The sequence below is a fragment of the Rahnella aquatilis CIP 78.65 = ATCC 33071 genome, assembly GCF_000241955.1.
Classification (GTDB): Bacteria; Pseudomonadota; Gammaproteobacteria; order Enterobacterales; family Enterobacteriaceae; genus Rahnella; species Rahnella aquatilis.
The window spans coordinates 2,594,577-2,609,785 of the sequence record NC_016818.1 but is presented as its reverse complement, the minus strand read 5'-3'; the positions used below and the strand labels follow the sequence as shown (position 1 = coordinate 2,609,785).

Annotated in this window: 11 protein-coding genes; 6 read left to right on the top strand and 5 right to left on the bottom strand. The window is 54.6% G+C overall.

Annotated elements, in window-relative coordinates; all coding sequences use genetic code 11:
• Positions 1-41 precede the first annotated feature (41 nt).
• A complete protein-coding gene (locus RAHAQ2_RS11790) occupies positions 42-1,535 on the top strand; it encodes an MDR family MFS transporter (RefSeq protein ID WP_015697447.1) in 1,494 nt (497 codons plus the stop codon).
• Here the strand turns inward: RAHAQ2_RS11790 and RAHAQ2_RS11785 are convergent.
• The 3 genes from RAHAQ2_RS11785 to RAHAQ2_RS11775 are packed head-to-tail and all read right to left on the bottom strand — an operon-like array spanning position 1,532 to position 5,007.
• Entirely contained in the window at positions 1,532-3,190 is a 1,659-nt protein-coding gene (locus RAHAQ2_RS11785) for an ABC transporter permease (RefSeq protein WP_015697446.1), read from the bottom strand. The two genes, RAHAQ2_RS11790 and RAHAQ2_RS11785, sit on opposite strands and share 4 nt — an antisense overlap.
• Before the next feature lie 48 nt (positions 3,191-3,238).
• The gene (locus RAHAQ2_RS11780) at positions 3,239-4,240 is read right to left on the bottom strand and encodes an ABC transporter substrate-binding protein (protein WP_015697445.1); all 1,002 of its coding nucleotides are present in this window, start codon (positions 4,238-4,240) and stop codon (positions 3,239-3,241) included.
• 17 nt (positions 4,241-4,257) lie between these two features.
• A complete protein-coding gene (locus RAHAQ2_RS11775) occupies positions 4,258-5,007 on the bottom strand; it encodes an ABC transporter ATP-binding protein (RefSeq protein WP_015697444.1) in 750 nt (249 codons plus the stop codon).
• A gap of 454 nt (positions 5,008-5,461) precedes the next feature.
• Here RAHAQ2_RS11775 and RAHAQ2_RS11770 point away from each other — a divergent pair, with 454 nt between their 5' ends.
• Positions 5,462-6,400, top strand: a complete 939-nt coding sequence (locus RAHAQ2_RS11770; RefSeq protein WP_014333317.1) for an IS110 family RNA-guided transposase — start codon at positions 5,462-5,464, stop codon at positions 6,398-6,400.
• 94 nt (positions 6,401-6,494) lie between these two features.
• On the opposite strand, the gene araA is transcribed toward RAHAQ2_RS11770, so the two are convergent.
• On the bottom strand, positions 6,495-8,000 hold the full coding sequence (gene araA, locus RAHAQ2_RS11765; protein ID WP_015697443.1) for an L-arabinose isomerase: 1,506 nt from the start codon (positions 7,998-8,000) through the stop codon (positions 6,495-6,497).
• 36 nt (positions 8,001-8,036) lie between these two features.
• Complete coding sequence (locus RAHAQ2_RS11760) at positions 8,037-9,716, bottom strand: ribulokinase (protein ID WP_015697442.1); 1,680 nt, start codon at positions 9,714-9,716, stop codon at positions 8,037-8,039.
• Between the two features lie 417 nt (positions 9,717-10,133).
• Between RAHAQ2_RS11760 and RAHAQ2_RS11755 the strand changes: the two genes are divergently transcribed.
• The 4 genes from RAHAQ2_RS11755 (at position 10,134) to araC (ending at position 15,090) form a co-directional block, all read left to right on the top strand.
• Positions 10,134-11,120: an arabinose ABC transporter substrate-binding protein gene (locus RAHAQ2_RS11755; protein ID WP_015697441.1), complete on the top strand. Its 987-nt coding sequence runs from the start codon at positions 10,134-10,136 to the stop codon at positions 11,118-11,120.
• A 248-nt stretch (positions 11,121-11,368) separates the two neighbouring features.
• Positions 11,369-12,955 (top strand): L-arabinose ABC transporter ATP-binding protein AraG, encoded by a 1,587-nt coding sequence (gene araG / locus RAHAQ2_RS11750; RefSeq protein ID WP_015697440.1) that lies wholly within the window; start codon positions 11,369-11,371, stop codon positions 12,953-12,955.
• 18 nt (positions 12,956-12,973) lie between these two features.
• The gene (araH, locus tag RAHAQ2_RS11745; RefSeq protein WP_013575455.1) at positions 12,974-13,978 is read left to right on the top strand and encodes an L-arabinose ABC transporter permease AraH; all 1,005 of its coding nucleotides are present in this window, start codon (positions 12,974-12,976) and stop codon (positions 13,976-13,978) included.
• A gap of 176 nt (positions 13,979-14,154) precedes the next feature.
• Positions 14,155-15,090 carry an arabinose operon transcriptional regulator AraC gene (araC, locus tag RAHAQ2_RS11740; RefSeq protein ID WP_013575456.1) on the top strand — a complete coding sequence of 312 codons (936 nt, stop codon included), beginning with the start codon at positions 14,155-14,157 and terminating at the stop codon, positions 15,088-15,090.
• Positions 15,091-15,209: the final 119 nt, after the last annotated feature.

The following is a 15,209-nucleotide window of genomic DNA, read 5'->3' as shown; positions in this document are numbered from 1 at the left end:
TGCGTGCACTCATCAAAACAATGCTAAAGAAAACAAAGAACATGGCCGTCAATCACCCTGAAGTAAAGTCTGCTGTTAAATCTTCTCACCGACCTCTAATCCTTGCCGCCTGCATGTTGTCGATGTTTATGGCGGCCGTAGAAGTGACTATTGTCGCGACCGCGATGCCAACCATCATTGGCGATCTGGGTGGGTTCTCGCTGCTCGGTTGGGTGTTTGCGGTCTATCTGCTGACACAGGCGATCAGCGTGCCCATTTACGGGCGTCTGGCAGATTTATACGGTTGCCGCAAAATGTTCTTTATCGGCACTACGCTGTTTCTGCTCGGTTCCGTTTTATGCGGATTTGCGCCTTCGCTTGGCTGGATGATTGGCTTTCGTGCCTTACAGGGGCTGGGTGCCGGAGCCATCACGCCCATTGCTACCACATTGATTGCCAATGTCTACGGCCCGCAGGAAAGGGCAAAAGCGCAGGGATACTTGTCCAGCGTCTGGGGTGTATCGGCTATTGTCGGCCCGCTGATGGGGGCGTTTATTGTTTCCCATTTCCCGTGGGCGGTGGTGTTTTGGGTGAATGTGCCCATCGGTCTGGTGGCAATGATGATTCTGGTGAAATACCTGCCGCCGGATGGTCAGCGTAAACCGCACAAGTTAGACCTTGCCGGTACCGGTTATCTGACACTGTCTGTGGCGGCCTTACTGCTGGCGTTGTTGCAGGCTGAAGTGCTGGGATACGGGGCGCTGGTGCTGTTGGTGTTGTCTGTTTGCAGTGCATGGCTGCTGGTCCGTCAGGAGCGTAAAACGCCGGAGCCGCTGTTCCCGCTGGCGCTGTGGCAAAATAAAGTGATTATTGCCGCAAACGTCGGCGGGTTGATCATTGGCGCCACTATGATGGGCATCAGCGCATTTTTACCCACCTATGTGCAGGGCGTTCTTGGCGGCACGCCGTTACAGGCGGGCACTACGCTGGCACTGATGTCCATTGGCTGGCCGCTGGCGAGCATGGTCAGCAGCCGCCTGATGCAGGCAACCTCCTATCGCATGACGGCGGTCATTGGCGGATTATTGCTGGCAGGCGGCAGTCTGGCGCTGTTACTGCTCTCGCCATCGTCCGGCTTGTGGATGGCGCGTCTTGCGGCATTTTCCATTGGCGCGGGCATGGGGCTGTGTAACACCACGTTTATTGTATCGGTGCAAAACAGCGTAGAGCCTGCCATTCGCGGTATTGCTACTGCTTCCACACTCTTTACCCGCATGCTCGGTTCAGCCATGGGCACCGCATTGCTCGGCGCGACACTGAATCTTAATCTTCAATACCGCCTGCCGCAGGTGAGTGACCCGGTGCAGCAACTGATGGATAAAGCGACTCGCAGTACGATGGAAAGCAACCAGCTCACGATGCTGACCGACAGTGTGGCGGCGTCGCTGCACTGGGTATTTGTCGTGTCTGCGGTGATTTCGGTGCTGGCTGTCGCCGCCGGTTTACTGATCCCCTCCGGCGACCGTCCGCACACTGAACCGCAGCGGGAAAGTTAAGCCACAGGCCGTTGTTGCAGCCTGACCGCAATTAACATCAGCGTCAGGCTCAGCAGCACTGCAACCGACGCCATCGCCATGCCATCTCCTGCCGATCCCTGTTCAAACTGACGCCAGACATACACCGACACGGTCTGCACGCCTGCCGGTGACAGCAGCAGGGACGTCACCAGCTCGCGCGACGCCACCGCAAACACCATCATCATTGACGCCAGCAGGCTCGGGAATACCAGCGGCAGCAGGATCAGACGCAGCGTCTGCGCCGCCGTGGCACCGTGCACGCGTGCGGCGGCATCCAGATTTCCGCCAATCTGCTTCAGTGCGGCGCTGACATAACGCACCGGATAAGGCAGCAACAGGCAGCAGTACGCCAGCAGCAGAATTCCCCAGGTGTTGTACGGCGTCACCGGCCAGAAACTGCGGTTCCAGGCCAGAATCAGACCGACACCCACCACAATCCCTGGCAGCGCGGCCGGTAACAGCGACAACCCGTCGATCATCGCCGCACCGCGAATTTTGCGCGCTACCACCAGCCACGAGGCCAGAAAACCGGTTGCCCCGGCGATCAGCGCCGTGCCCAGCGCCAGACTGAGGCTGGTGGACAACGCACCAAGCGCGTCGCCGTGGGCGGCAAACAGATTGCCAAAATGCCGCAGGGTCAGGTTGGACACCGACAGCCCGCCGGAAAGCGTGCGGGAAAACGCCGTGGTCAGCATGGAGGCAACCGGCAGAGCGACAGCAATCAGCGCCACCACCGTAAACAAAACCAGCACCGGGATCGTCCAGCCTGCCAGGGGTTTTGGCGTCACGTCAGCCGGTTTGCCGGTCATGCTTTCAACATTTTTGCCTGCCAGCACCGCGCGCTGAACGCTGTACGCACAGAGCGCAATCGCCACCAGCATCAGGGAAAGCACTGCTGCGCCGGGCAAATCGATCGGCCAGTCTGCGAGACGTTGTTCGATGCCGGTGGTGAGCATCAGAATGGCGCTGCGCGAACCCAGCGCGCCGGGCACGCCGTATTCTTCAACCGACAGCGTAAACGCCAGCAATAAACTGGATGCCATCGCCGGTAACGCCATGGGCAGCGTGATGCGCACAAATGCCCGCCACGGACCCGCGCCGTGAATGCGCGCGATATCCGCCAGACGGCTGCCGCTGGCCGCCATGCTGCGTGACACCGCAAAATACACCACCGGAAAAACATTCAGTGTCATGACCACCACCATGCCGGGCAGCGAAAATAAAAAATTATTCAGATGCAGCCAGGGCAGCAGTTGCTGAACATAGCCGTGGGTCTGTAACGCCAGCATCCACGACAGCGCGGCAATATACGGCGGCAAAAGGAAGGGCACCAGAAACAGGATGTCCCACAGCGCGGCGGCGGGCAGTGCAAACAGGCCGCGTAAGGCACCCAGTGGAACGCCAATCAGGCCGCTGCATAGCGCCACGCCCAGTCCGACTTTTAAGGTAGTGGCGAACAGTTCATATAACTGAGGTTCTTCGAAAACACGTGAAAAGGCGCTGAATGGTGCGGAATAACTGCCGGTGTCCAGATGCGGGAAGACGGCCTGCAAAACGACAAACGTGACGGGTAGTGCGACCAGCAACAGTAATGCAACGCCTGTCACGCCCGGTAAAAAAGCGTTTCTGTTCATTGATTAAATCTCAGAAGCGGGCTGTGTCAGCAACAGCCCGTGAAAAGATTATTGCTGGCTGAACAGCTTCGCAAAGCGGTCGAGAACATCTTTACGTGATGCAGAAGCCTGAGAAGCCTCCGGCAGCAATTTCAACGACTTGAACAACGGACGTTTGGCATCGATATCCGTACGGGCTGGCATCAGCCAGGCATCGGCCACCAGTTTCTGGCCTTCAGGCGACAGCGCGTAATCGATAAAGGCTTTGGCTTCTTTTTGCTGCTGACTGGATTTGAGGATCATCATCGGGCGCGGGGCGATGACCGTACCACTGTCCGGGAAAATCACTTTGACCGATTCACCGTCCTGCATACTGGCGTAAGACACATAATCAACCGCACCAAATACCGCGGCTTTAGCGCCCTGTAAGACCGGCGTCAGCGCCTGTGCGTTGGGTCCGGCGATGATCATGCCGTTGGCTTTCAGATCCTCAAATAGTGCCCAGGCCTGCTGTGCGTGGGCATTTTGTAACCCGATCAGCAAATCTAAAGACGCACCCGAAAGAGACGGATCCGGCGTGGTCACTTTGTCTTTGAATTCCGGTTTGGCTAAATCGCCCCAGTCTTTAGGCTCGGTAGTCCCACTTTTGGTATTCCATACGATACCCAGTGCGGAAATCCCCTGTGCGACGTAATACGGCGTTTTGAATTGCGCAGGAACCTGTGCCGCATTCGGGCTTTGGTATCCGAGCAACCAGCCGCGCTGTTCAAGATCGGTGGCGGTATCCCAGGATGCTGAGATAAGCACGTCGGCGCGCGGATTGGCCTGTTCGGCTTCCAGGCGAGCCATCACTTTGCCGGTTGTTGCCTGGAACACATCGACTTTTACGCCGGTTTGTTTTTCATAGCCTGCTGCCAGTTTTTTTGCCAGAGAACCCGGCCCGGCGGTATAGAGCGTCAGCGCCTGAGCGCTGCCAGCTGCCATTGTGAGAGAAAGAGTCATTGCGGTCATTACGCCTGTTTTGGTACGGGAAAAGCTGTGGGTGCTTTTATTGTGTATGCGGGTCATCATTTTCATTCCATCAAAGGTTAAGCAACAAAAGGTGAAACAACGGAAGGATCAGTCTGGTCAATGCTGAGGATCGTGCCTTTGTCCATGCGCGCAATGCGGTGTGCAAGTGTGCGGGCTTCATGCTGATCGTGGGTGACATACACCGCCGTGGTGCCGAGCTGGCGCAATAATGTCGCCATTTCATCACACAGGCTTTCGCGTAAATCACGATCAAGATTCGACAGCGGCTCGTCGAACAGCAAAATGCGCGGCTCGGCCACGATCGCCCGTGCCAGCGCCACACGCTGTTGCTGCCCTCCGGAAAGTTCAGAAGGGCGTCTTGAGGCAAAATCTGCCAGCCCGACACGTTCCAGCGCGGCCATCACTTTCTCCTGCTGCGCCGCGCCACGGATACCGCGCATCTGCAACGGGAACGCGACGTTCTGGCGCACGGTCATGTGTGGCCACAAAGCGTAATCCTGAAACGCCATGCCGAGATTGCGTTTTTCCGGCGGCACGCTGAGTTTCCCGCTGGCGACGATTTCGCCATCGAAACTGATCTGCCCCGACACCGGATGCAGCAGCCCGGCCAGCATTTTCAGCAGCGTACTTTTCCCGCAGCCGGAAGGGCCAAGCAGGGCGAGGATAGTGCCTTCGGGCACGGATAAATTGACGTGATTGAGTACCTGGTTGCTCCCAAAGAAATGGGACACCTGATGGATAGCGATCGCGGGGGGAGAAGACATGCGCGCAGGCGCATTCCCGCTGGTATGAGCTGGAATGATCATGGTTGGTACTATCCTCTTTGGGACTTATTAGTGCAGGTGAGCGTAAAGGGGGAATGTGACGGACGGATGACAGTTTCTGTTCGTTCTTGTCGAGGATGCTTAAGAAATGTGAAGACTGGCTGGGGGCGACTCCCTCCCCTGCGAAGGGGAGGGTTGGGGTGGGGTATTAATGAAAATTCAAAGACTTAAAGTGTACTTTGACAGCGTGCTTGGCTTTAAAACCCCCTCCCGGCCTTGTATGTTCATTTCAATGATTGATTTACGTCGTTGATCATTGAAATCTCTTTCAAGCATCTATTATTTTAACGAGTTCTAAACTGATGTAGCAGCAAGTCCGGCCTCTGGGACATCAAGCCCGTGGGGGAGCATTCCTGCGTTACGTCAGCTCATTTTTAACCCGAACAGCTGCCTGGGCGGTGCCTGCACCAGCCCGTATCTACAAGGACGGGAAATAATGAATCAGTCCCCAAAAGCATTTGTCGGCGTCGATATTTCTAAAGAAACCTTCGATGTTTTTATTAACGTTGGCAATTTCTATCAGAAGTTTACTAACAACCAAACTGGCCATGTCGACTTCATTAATTTGCTTAAAAATTATGAGGTTGCACAGATAGTCATGGAGGCTACGGGTCGTTATCACTGTGTGTTAGCCGCAAATTTATCTGTGGAAAACTATCCCGTATCGGTCGTAAACCCACGGCAGGTTAAGCATTTTTCCTTATCGCTCGGGAATCTCGCGAAAACGGACAAACTTGATGCCATGGTGCTGAGTCGCTTTGCACAAGTCGTGTTGCCGCCGCTGACAGTAGCAAGTGATGAGCAGACCCAGCGGCTTGCGCAAATGGTGACAAGACGGCGTCAGTTGATCGATATGCGGACGATGGAAAAAAACCGCCTTGATGGTGTCCATCTTGATGTTGCGGAACTCATTCACCATCACATCGAGTGGCTGAACAGCCAGATAAAAGATCTCGATGATGACATTGGACGACAGTTGCGTGTGATGCCACTGTGGCAGGAGAAAGCAAAAATCCTGAGCAGTGTCAAAGGCGTAGGCCCAACAACGACGGCGACGTTATTAGCACTTTTGCCTGAATTAGGAACACTGAGTCGGAGGAAAATTAGTGCTCTGGTGGGAGTGTGCCCTTATTCACATGACAGCGGAAAGCTCAAAGGGAAGCGAGCTATCTGGGGAGGGCGTTCAGCGGTGCGGGCTGCATTGTATATGGCTGCGCTGGTGGCAAAAAAGAATAATAAGGAAATCAAGAGGTTTTACGACGGTCTCATCGCTCGGGGAAAGTTAAAGAAAGTTGCGCTAACAGCATGCATCCGGAAACTGGTGACAATCCTGAATGCGATGGTGCGAGATGGCCGTGAATGGGCAGCAAATTAATCGCTGCCGGATTGACATTCGACACAGCTGCTCCCCCTTCGCAGGGGGAGGAGCAAAGAAAAAACTGCTCTTTGAAGTGGGAGGAGCAAACAAATCAGCGACTGCAGAGTTTGTAATACACCTCATTCCAGCGGATCTGATTCTTGAAGTCCGGCAACGTCGTCTCGTTATCAATCACCAGCAATTCAATCCCGGTAAGTTCCGCATATAACCGCAGCGCGTCGATATCCAGTGCCTGTGAGAACACGGTATGGTGCGCGCCGCCGCCGAGGATCCAGGCTTCTGCCGCCGTGGCCAGTGATGGCTGGGCTTTCCAGATAGCGCGGGCAACAGGCAGTTTTGGCAACGGGTGTGGCTGTTCAACGGTATCCACCAGATTGACCAGCAGACGGAAACGGTCACCCATGTCGATGACGCTGGCGTTGACCGCCGGGCCTGCCGGGGTGGAGAAGATCAGACGCGCCGGATCCGCCTTGCCGCCTATGCCGAGGTACTGCGCATCAAGCAGCGGTTTTTCTTCTTTGGCAATCGACGGACACACTTCCAGCATGTGCGAGCCGACCACCAGATCGTTGCCCGGTTTGAAGTGGTAGGTGTAATCCTCCATGAACGATGTGCCACCTTTCAGGCCGCTGGCCATCACTTTCATGATGCGCAGCAGGGCAGACGTTTTCCAGTCGCCTTCGCCACCGAAACCGTAGCCTTTCTGCATCAGACGCTGAACGGCCAGCCCCGGCAGTTGTTTCATGCCGTGCAAATCTTCAAAGTTAGTGGTGAACGCGCCGAATTTACCCTGTTCGAGGAAACGGGTCATGCCGAGTTCAATTTTGGCGGCATCCAGCAGGTTTTCACGACGTTCGCCGTTGAGTTTTACCGCATCCGTCAGGCGATACGTGGCTTCGTATTCTTCCACCAGCGTATCGATGTCGCCTTTGCTGACTTCATTGATGACGCTGACCAGATCGCCAATGCCGTAGGCGCTGATGCTGTAACCGAACTGGATTTGTGCAGCCACTTTATCGCCTTCAGTGACCGCGACTTCACGCATGTTATCGCCAAAGCGTGCCACTTTCAGGTGCTGGCTTTCGTTCTTCGCGGCGGCAACGCGCATCCACTGGGCGATACGGCGGTGAGATTCGCCGTCCTGCCAGTGACCGGCCACCACGCTGTGTTGCTGGCGCATACGGGCACCGATGAAACCGAATTCACGGCCACCGTGCGCGGTCTGGTTCAGGTTCATGAAGTCCATGTCCATGGTTTCCCATGGAATTTCGGCGTTGAATTGCGTATGGAACTGCATCAGCGGCTTATGCAGAATGCTCAGCCCGGCGATCCACATTTTGGCCGGCGAGAAGGTGTGCAGCCAGGTGATGATGCCCACGCAGGCATTGTCATAGTTGGCTTCGCGGCACAACGCGGTGATTTCGTCCGGCGTGGTCACCAGCGGTTTGAGCACCAGTTTGATCGGCAAACCGGCTTCGCTGTTCAGGCTATTGACAACCTTCTCGGCGTTCTCTTTTACCTGACGTAATGCCTGCGGACCGTACAGATGCTGACTGCCAATGGCGAACCACACTTCGAGATGTTTAAACGCGTCCATTTATTACTCCTGAATATCGGATAGATGAAATACGAGTTAATGCGCCGGTTTCGCTGCAAACAGCGGTTCAGTCGTGGCACACCATTGCTGATAACGTTCGTACAGGCGCTGATATTGCTCAACGCGTTGCGGATCCGGCGTCAGCGTACGTTCGATGCTGCAGGCCATTTTTTCCTGTGCGGCAGGGACATCGTTGAACTCCCCGGCCGCGACGGCGGCAAAAATTGCAGCACCCAGCGCGCAGCACTGATCCGAGGCGACAATTTGCAGCGGACGGTTCATCACATCGGCGCAAACCTGCATGATGACCGGCGATTTACGCGCGATACCGCCGAGGGTCAGCACGTTTTCCACCGGAATATCCTGTTGTTCGAAACATTCCATGATGGCGCGGGCACCAAAAGCGGTTGCCGCGATAAAGCCGCCGAACAGTTCCGGCGCTTCTGTGCCCAGATTGATATCGGTAATGACACCTTTCAGACGCTGGTTGGCAAACGGTGTACGGCGGCCGTTAAACCAGTCGAGCACCAGCGGCAGGTGATCCAGTTTCGGATGAGCGGCCCAGGCCGCAGTGAGATCGGTCAGCAGATTTTTTTGCAGGCTGGTCAGTTGCGGTGCCATTTCCGGATGCGCTTTGGCTGCCTGAATCAGCGGCCAGCTCAGCAGGCGACTGAACCAGGCATACATGTCGCCGAAAGCGGATTGTCCGGCTTCCATCCCGATCATTCCCGGTACCACGCTGCCTTCGACCTGGCCGCAGATCCCGGCAATGGCGCGGTCATTGACGCGTTCTTTATCGGCGATCAGAATGTCGCAGGTGGAGGTGCCGATCACTTTGACCAGTGTATAAGGTTGTGCGCCCGCGCCGACTGCGCCCATGTGGCAGTCGAATGCGCCGCCCGACAGCACCACGCTGGCCGGTAAGCCAAGGCGTTCTGCCCATTCAGGTGTCAGTGTGCCAACAGCCTGTTCGGCAGTGACTGTGTCGGTAAACAACGGATACGGCAGGTGTTCAACCAGCAGCGGATCGAGAGCGGCAAAGAACTCTTTTGGTGGCAGGCCGCCCCATGAGGGATGCCAGAGCATTTTGTGTCCGGCGCTGCAACGACCGCGCACCACTTTGTCCGGCGCGGTGGTACCGGAAAGCAGGGCGGGCACCCAGTCGCATAATTCGACCCATGACGCGGCCGCATGTTTAACCGCAGCATCTTCACGGGAGACGTGCAGGATTTTTGCCCAGAACCATTCTGAGGAGTAAACACCGCCGATATAGCGGGAATAGTCGGGGAAATCACCGCTGCGACACAGACGGTTGATCTCCTCGGCTTCTTCTATGGCTGTGTGATCTTTCCAGAGCACAAACATGGCGTTCGGGTTTTCGGCAAATTCCGCTTTCAGTGCCAGAATGTTGCCTTCCTGATCGACAGGAGCGGGGGTTGAGCCGGTAGAATCAACACCGATACCCACCACGCGGGCAGCACGTTCGCTGCCCAGACGTTGCACAACATTTTTAATCGCCTGTTCCATTGCCTCTATATAGTCGAGCGGGTGGTGGCGGAACTGATTTTTTGCCGCATCACAATAGCGACCTTCGTTCCAGCGCGGATAATAAACCACATCGGTTTCCATCTCGGCACCGGTCTGACAATCCACAGCCAGGGCACGGACGGAATCGCTGCCAAAATCAAGACCAAGAGCAATCGCACCTTGCGTCATTCTTTCTCACTCCTTCAGGTTTGCCGTAGTCATTACGGCGGCGAATCGAATTGCTACAACAGTAGGAGGATGCAAAAAAGTGAGTGAGGAGGCGTTAGCTGGAAGTATGCACAAATCTGCTCCCAATGATGTTTCTGTGAGGTTGGTCAAATGTTAGCGTTTGGCTAAAATCGCTATATCTATGCACAAACCTGCTGTTTTCCCGCCGTGTGATAGCGCTCTACATTCCGTTGCAAAATTACCGCTAAAACTTAACCCGTCTTACAAGAGAGTGTGACGTAAATCCTCTATAAAACCGGACTTCGCCGCACTTTCACTTTGTTTCTTTACGCTACTGATAACGTTTTCACGATTGCGGTAAACCACCCGATGTAAGACTGCGATTGTGAAAAACAACAATAAAAGTCGGAGAACATCATGCATAAATTCACTAAGGCATTAGCGGCGGTCGGGTTAGCTGCCCTTATGTCACATTCAGCTATGGCAGCCGAGAATCCGAAGCTGGGATTCCTGGTTAAACAGCCGGAAGAGCCGTGGTTCCAGACTGAATGGCGGTTCGCAGATAAAGCCGGTAAGGATCTCCACTTCGACGTCATTAAAATCGCCGTGCCGGATGGTGAAAAAACGTTGAATGCAATCGACAGCCTGGCGGCCAACGGGGCGAAAGGTTTTGTCATCTGTACGCCGGATCCGCGTCTCGGACCTGCCATCATGGCGAAAGCGCGCAGCTATGACATGAAAGTCATCCAGGTAGATGACCAGTTTGTGAATGCCAAAGGCAAGCCGATGGAAGAAGTGCCGTTAGTCATGATGGCCGCGACCAAAATCGGCGAACGTCAGGGGCAGGAACTGTACAAAGAAATGCAAAAGCGTGGCTGGAAAGTCGCTGATACCGGCGTCATGGCCATTACCGCAGATGAGCTGGATACCGCGCGCCGCCGCACATCCGGTTCAATGGACGCGCTGAAAGCCGCCGGATTCCCGGAAAAACAAATCTATAAAGTCCCGACCAAATCCAACGACATTCCGGGTGCGCTCGATGCCGGTAACTCCCTGCTGGTGCAACATCCTGAAGTGAAAAACTGGCTGATCATCGGCATGAACGACAACACCGTATTGGGTGGCGTACGTGCAACAGAAGGTCAGGGCTTTAAAGCGGCAAACGTCATCGGTATCGGCATCAACGGTGTGGATGCGGTGAATGAGTTGTCAAAAAGTGCCCAGACCGGTTTCTACGGTTCCCTGTTACCTAGCCCGGATATCCATGGTTATAAAAGTATCCAGATGCTGAATGAATGGGTTACCAAAGGCGTTGAACCACCGAAATTTACTGAAGTGACTGATGTTGTTCTGATTACCCGCGATAACTTCAAAGAAGAGTTGAAGAAGAAAGGTCTTATGTGATCTTCAGATGTGGTTGAAACAAGCAATACCCCTAAATAATTCGAGTTGCAGGAAGGCGGCAAGTGAGCGAGTCCCGATGAGCTTACATAAGTAAGTGATTCGGGTGAGTAAGCGTAGCCAACGCATCTGCGACTTGAAGTATGAAGGGGAGAGACGCTGCTGCATGGCGGACGACAGGAAGTTTTACGAACTGTTTTCTGCTGTGCAGCGGCGTGCATCCATACTTAATCAACTTCCAGGTAGCCACTATGACTCAGCAATCTTTCGATAATAAGACGCCTTTGCTGACACCGTCACTGACGGAGTTTGATGCGGCCAGGCCGTATCTGGAATTCCATGACATTGGCAAAACTTTTCCGGGCGTGAAAGCGCTGGACGGTATTTCATTCAATTGTTACGCCGGACAAATTCATGCGCTGATGGGAGAAAACGGGGCGGGGAAATCCACGCTGCTGAAGATCCTCAGCGGGAATTATCAGCCTTCCCAGGGCCATATTCACATCAAAGGCCAGCCGGTCGCGTTCAGCCATACCACGGATGCGCTCGATGCCGGTGTGGCGATCATTTATCAGGAATTACATCTGGTGCCGGAAATGACGGTGGCAGAGAACATTTATCTCGGACAGTTGCCGAGCAAACACGGTTTTGTGAACCGCAAATTGCTGCGCTACGAAGCCAAACTTCAGCTTGAACATCTCGGCCTGGATATCGACCCGGATACGCCGCTGAAATATCTCTCCATCGGCCAGTGGCAGATGGTGGAAATTGCCAAGGCGCTGGCGCGCAATGCCAAAATCATTGCATTCGACGAGCCTACCAGTTCGCTTTCTGCGCGCGAAATTGAACAGTTGTTCCGTGTTATCCGTGAGTTACGGGCTGAAGGTCGCGTAATTTTGTATGTCTCGCACCGTATGGAAGAAATTTTTGCATTAAGTGACGCTGTCACCGTTTTCAAAGACGGACGTTACGTTAGTACCTTCGACGACATGACGCAGGTGGATAACAGCAAACTGGTACAGGCGATGGTTGGCCGTAATCTTGATGACATTTACGGGTACGCGCCACGTCCGCACGGCGAAATCCGCCTTGAACTGGATGAGGTAAAAGCACCGGGCGTGAGAACCCCGGTGAGCCTGACGGTGCGTCAGGGCGAAATCGTCGGCCTGTTCGGGCTGGTGGGTGCAGGGCGCAGTGAGCTGATGAAAGGATTATTCGGCGGCACGCGTATTACCGGCGGCACCGTCCGGCTGGACGGCGTGGCACTGAATATCCGTAAACCGGCAGACGCGATCCGCCAGGGCATCATGTTGTGCCCGGAAGACCGCAAAGCTGACGGCATTATTCCTGTGCACTCGGTGCGCGACAACATCAACATCAGCGCCCGTCGCAAAACGGTGAAAGCAGGGTGCCTGATCAACAATGCCTGGGAAGCGAAAAATGCGCGTAAACATATCGATGCGCTGAATATCAAAACCCCCAGCGACCAGCAGCTGATCATGAACCTTTCGGGGGGCAATCAGCAAAAAGCCATTCTGGGCCGCTGGTTGTCGGAAGACATGAAAGTCATTTTGCTGGATGAACCGACGCGCGGTATTGACGTTGGCGCCAAGCATGAAATCTACAATGTGATTTATTCACTGGCAAAACAGGGTATTGCGGTGCTGTTTGCGTCCAGTGATTTACCGGAAGTGCTGGGTCTGGCCGACAGAGTGGTGGTGATGCGCGAAGGCGCAATCTCCGGCGAACTGTTGCATGACGACGCCACCGAAGAAAAAGCGCTGGGGCTCGCTATGTTGCGAACACCTGTTCTTGATTCTGCCCATGACGCTGCCTGACTGAGGAGCAAAAATATTATGTCGAGTATGACAACCAATTCAGCCAAACCGGATCAACCTTCAGCAGCCTCACGCGGCGGCCAGGGTCTGATGCGTATCTGGGACAGTTACGGCATGTTAGTGGTGTTCGCCGTGCTGTTTATCGCCTGTACCATTTTCGTGCCAAACTTCAGTTCTTTCATCAACATGAAAGGGCTGGGGCTGGCGATTTCGATGTCCGGCATGGTGGCCTGCGGGATGCTGTTCTGTCTGGCTTCCGGTGACTTCGACCTGTCAGTTGCGTCGGTGATTGCCTGTGCGGGTGTCACCACCGCCGTGGTTATCAATATGACCGAAAGCCTGTGGATTGGCGTTGCTGCCGGTTTACTGCTCGGGATGCTGACCGGTTTGCTCAACGGTTTTGTTATCGCCCGCCTGAAAATCAATGCGCTGATCACCACGCTTGCCACCATGCAGATTGTGCGCGGTCTGGCGTATATCATTTCTGACGGTAAAGCGGTGGGCATCGAAGACGAACGTTTCTTCACCCTCGGTTACGCCAACTGGCTGGGGCTGCCTGCGCCAATCTGGCTGACGGTCGGCTGTCTGATCATCTTCGGTCTGTTGCTGAACAAAACCACCTTCGGGCGTAACACGCTGGCGATTGGGGGTAATGAAGATGCGGCGCGTCTGGCGGGTGTGCCGGTGGTGCGTACGAAAATTATCATCTTCGTGCTGTCCGGGCTGGTGTCAGCGGCGGCGGGCATCATTCTGGCGTCACGTATGACCAGCGGTCAGCCGATGACCTCACTGGGCTTTGAGCTGATCGTTATTTCTGCCTGTGTACTGGGTGGCGTTTCCCTGAAAGGCGGCATCGGCAAAATTTCCTATGTGGTGTCCGGGATCCTCATTCTGGGTACCGTGGAAAATGCCATGAACCTGCTGAACATTTCTCCGTTCTCGCAGTATGTGGTACGTGGTTTGATCCTGCTGGCGGCGGTGATCTTCGACCGTTACAAACAGAAAGCTAAAAAGACCGTTTAATCCGGTTTTGTGATAACGCTTTCACACAATCCTCGCGCGGCATTTAACGCTATTACGGGTTAAATGCCGTAAAAACGCGTGGTTGTTCACAATTTAGCAACCTTTACTGGCAGCGTTTTCACTGCCGATTAGAATAGATGAAAAGTCCATAGCCACGTGAAGTTTCAGGAGGTTCGATGTATCACCGTATGATTCAGGATCAACAGCAAAATCCGCTGTTACCGGGTTACAGTTTCAATGCCTATCTGGTCGCCGGTATGACACCTATCCTTGCTGACGGGCCACTGGATTTCGCCATCGACCGGCCGGGCGGGATGAAAGGCTACATTCTTAATCTGACAGTGAAGGGGCAGGGTAAAGTCTTCGACGGCGAAGACACGTTCTACTGCAATCCCGGCGATTTGCTGTTATTCCCGCCGAAAGCCCGTCATCTTTACAGCCGTTCTGCCAACGCCGATTCCTGGTATCACCGCTGGGTGTATTTCCGCCCGCGTGCCTACTGGGCAGACTGGCTGGAATGGCACACCAAAACCCGCGATGTCGGTCGTCTTTCTTTGCCGAATAACACCTTGTTGCTGGAGTTTGACCGTCTGTTTGCCAACATCGAACAAACACAAAAATCGGGGCGACGTTTTTGCGAAGAGCTGGGGATGAATCTGCTGGAGCGTCTCTTGCTGCGCGCCATGGAAGAAGATCCGCAAAGTCCGCAAAAAATTATGGATCCGCGTGTCATCGAAGCCTGCCAGTTTATCACCGGCAATCTGGCGGGTGAACTGCGTATCGATGAAGTCGCCCGTCATGTTTGCCTTTCCCCATCGCGGCTGGCGCATTTATTCCGCGAACAGGTCGGGATCAATATCCTGCGCTGGCGCGAAGATCAGCGGGTGATCCGTGCCAAACTGTTATTACAGACCACGCAGGAATCCATCGCGACGATTGGCCGCGTGGTGGGATATGACGATCAGTTGTATTTCTCGCGGGTATTCCGCAAGCGGGTTGGGGTAAGCCCGAGTGATTTCCGCCGCCGGAGTGTCGAGATTAACTATCCGGCCAAGCCGTATAAATCACATCCGTGGCCGGAGCATGAAAATGCGGTGGCGTATCATTTTTGAGTTTGCAGAGTTGGCCGCTGCAAAAGGGCGGCGTTAAGGTTAAATTTTTCATGCAGAGAAAGTAATACTCCGCGCCAAAAGCGGGCAGAACAGTGTGCGCATGTATTTATTACCGGTTT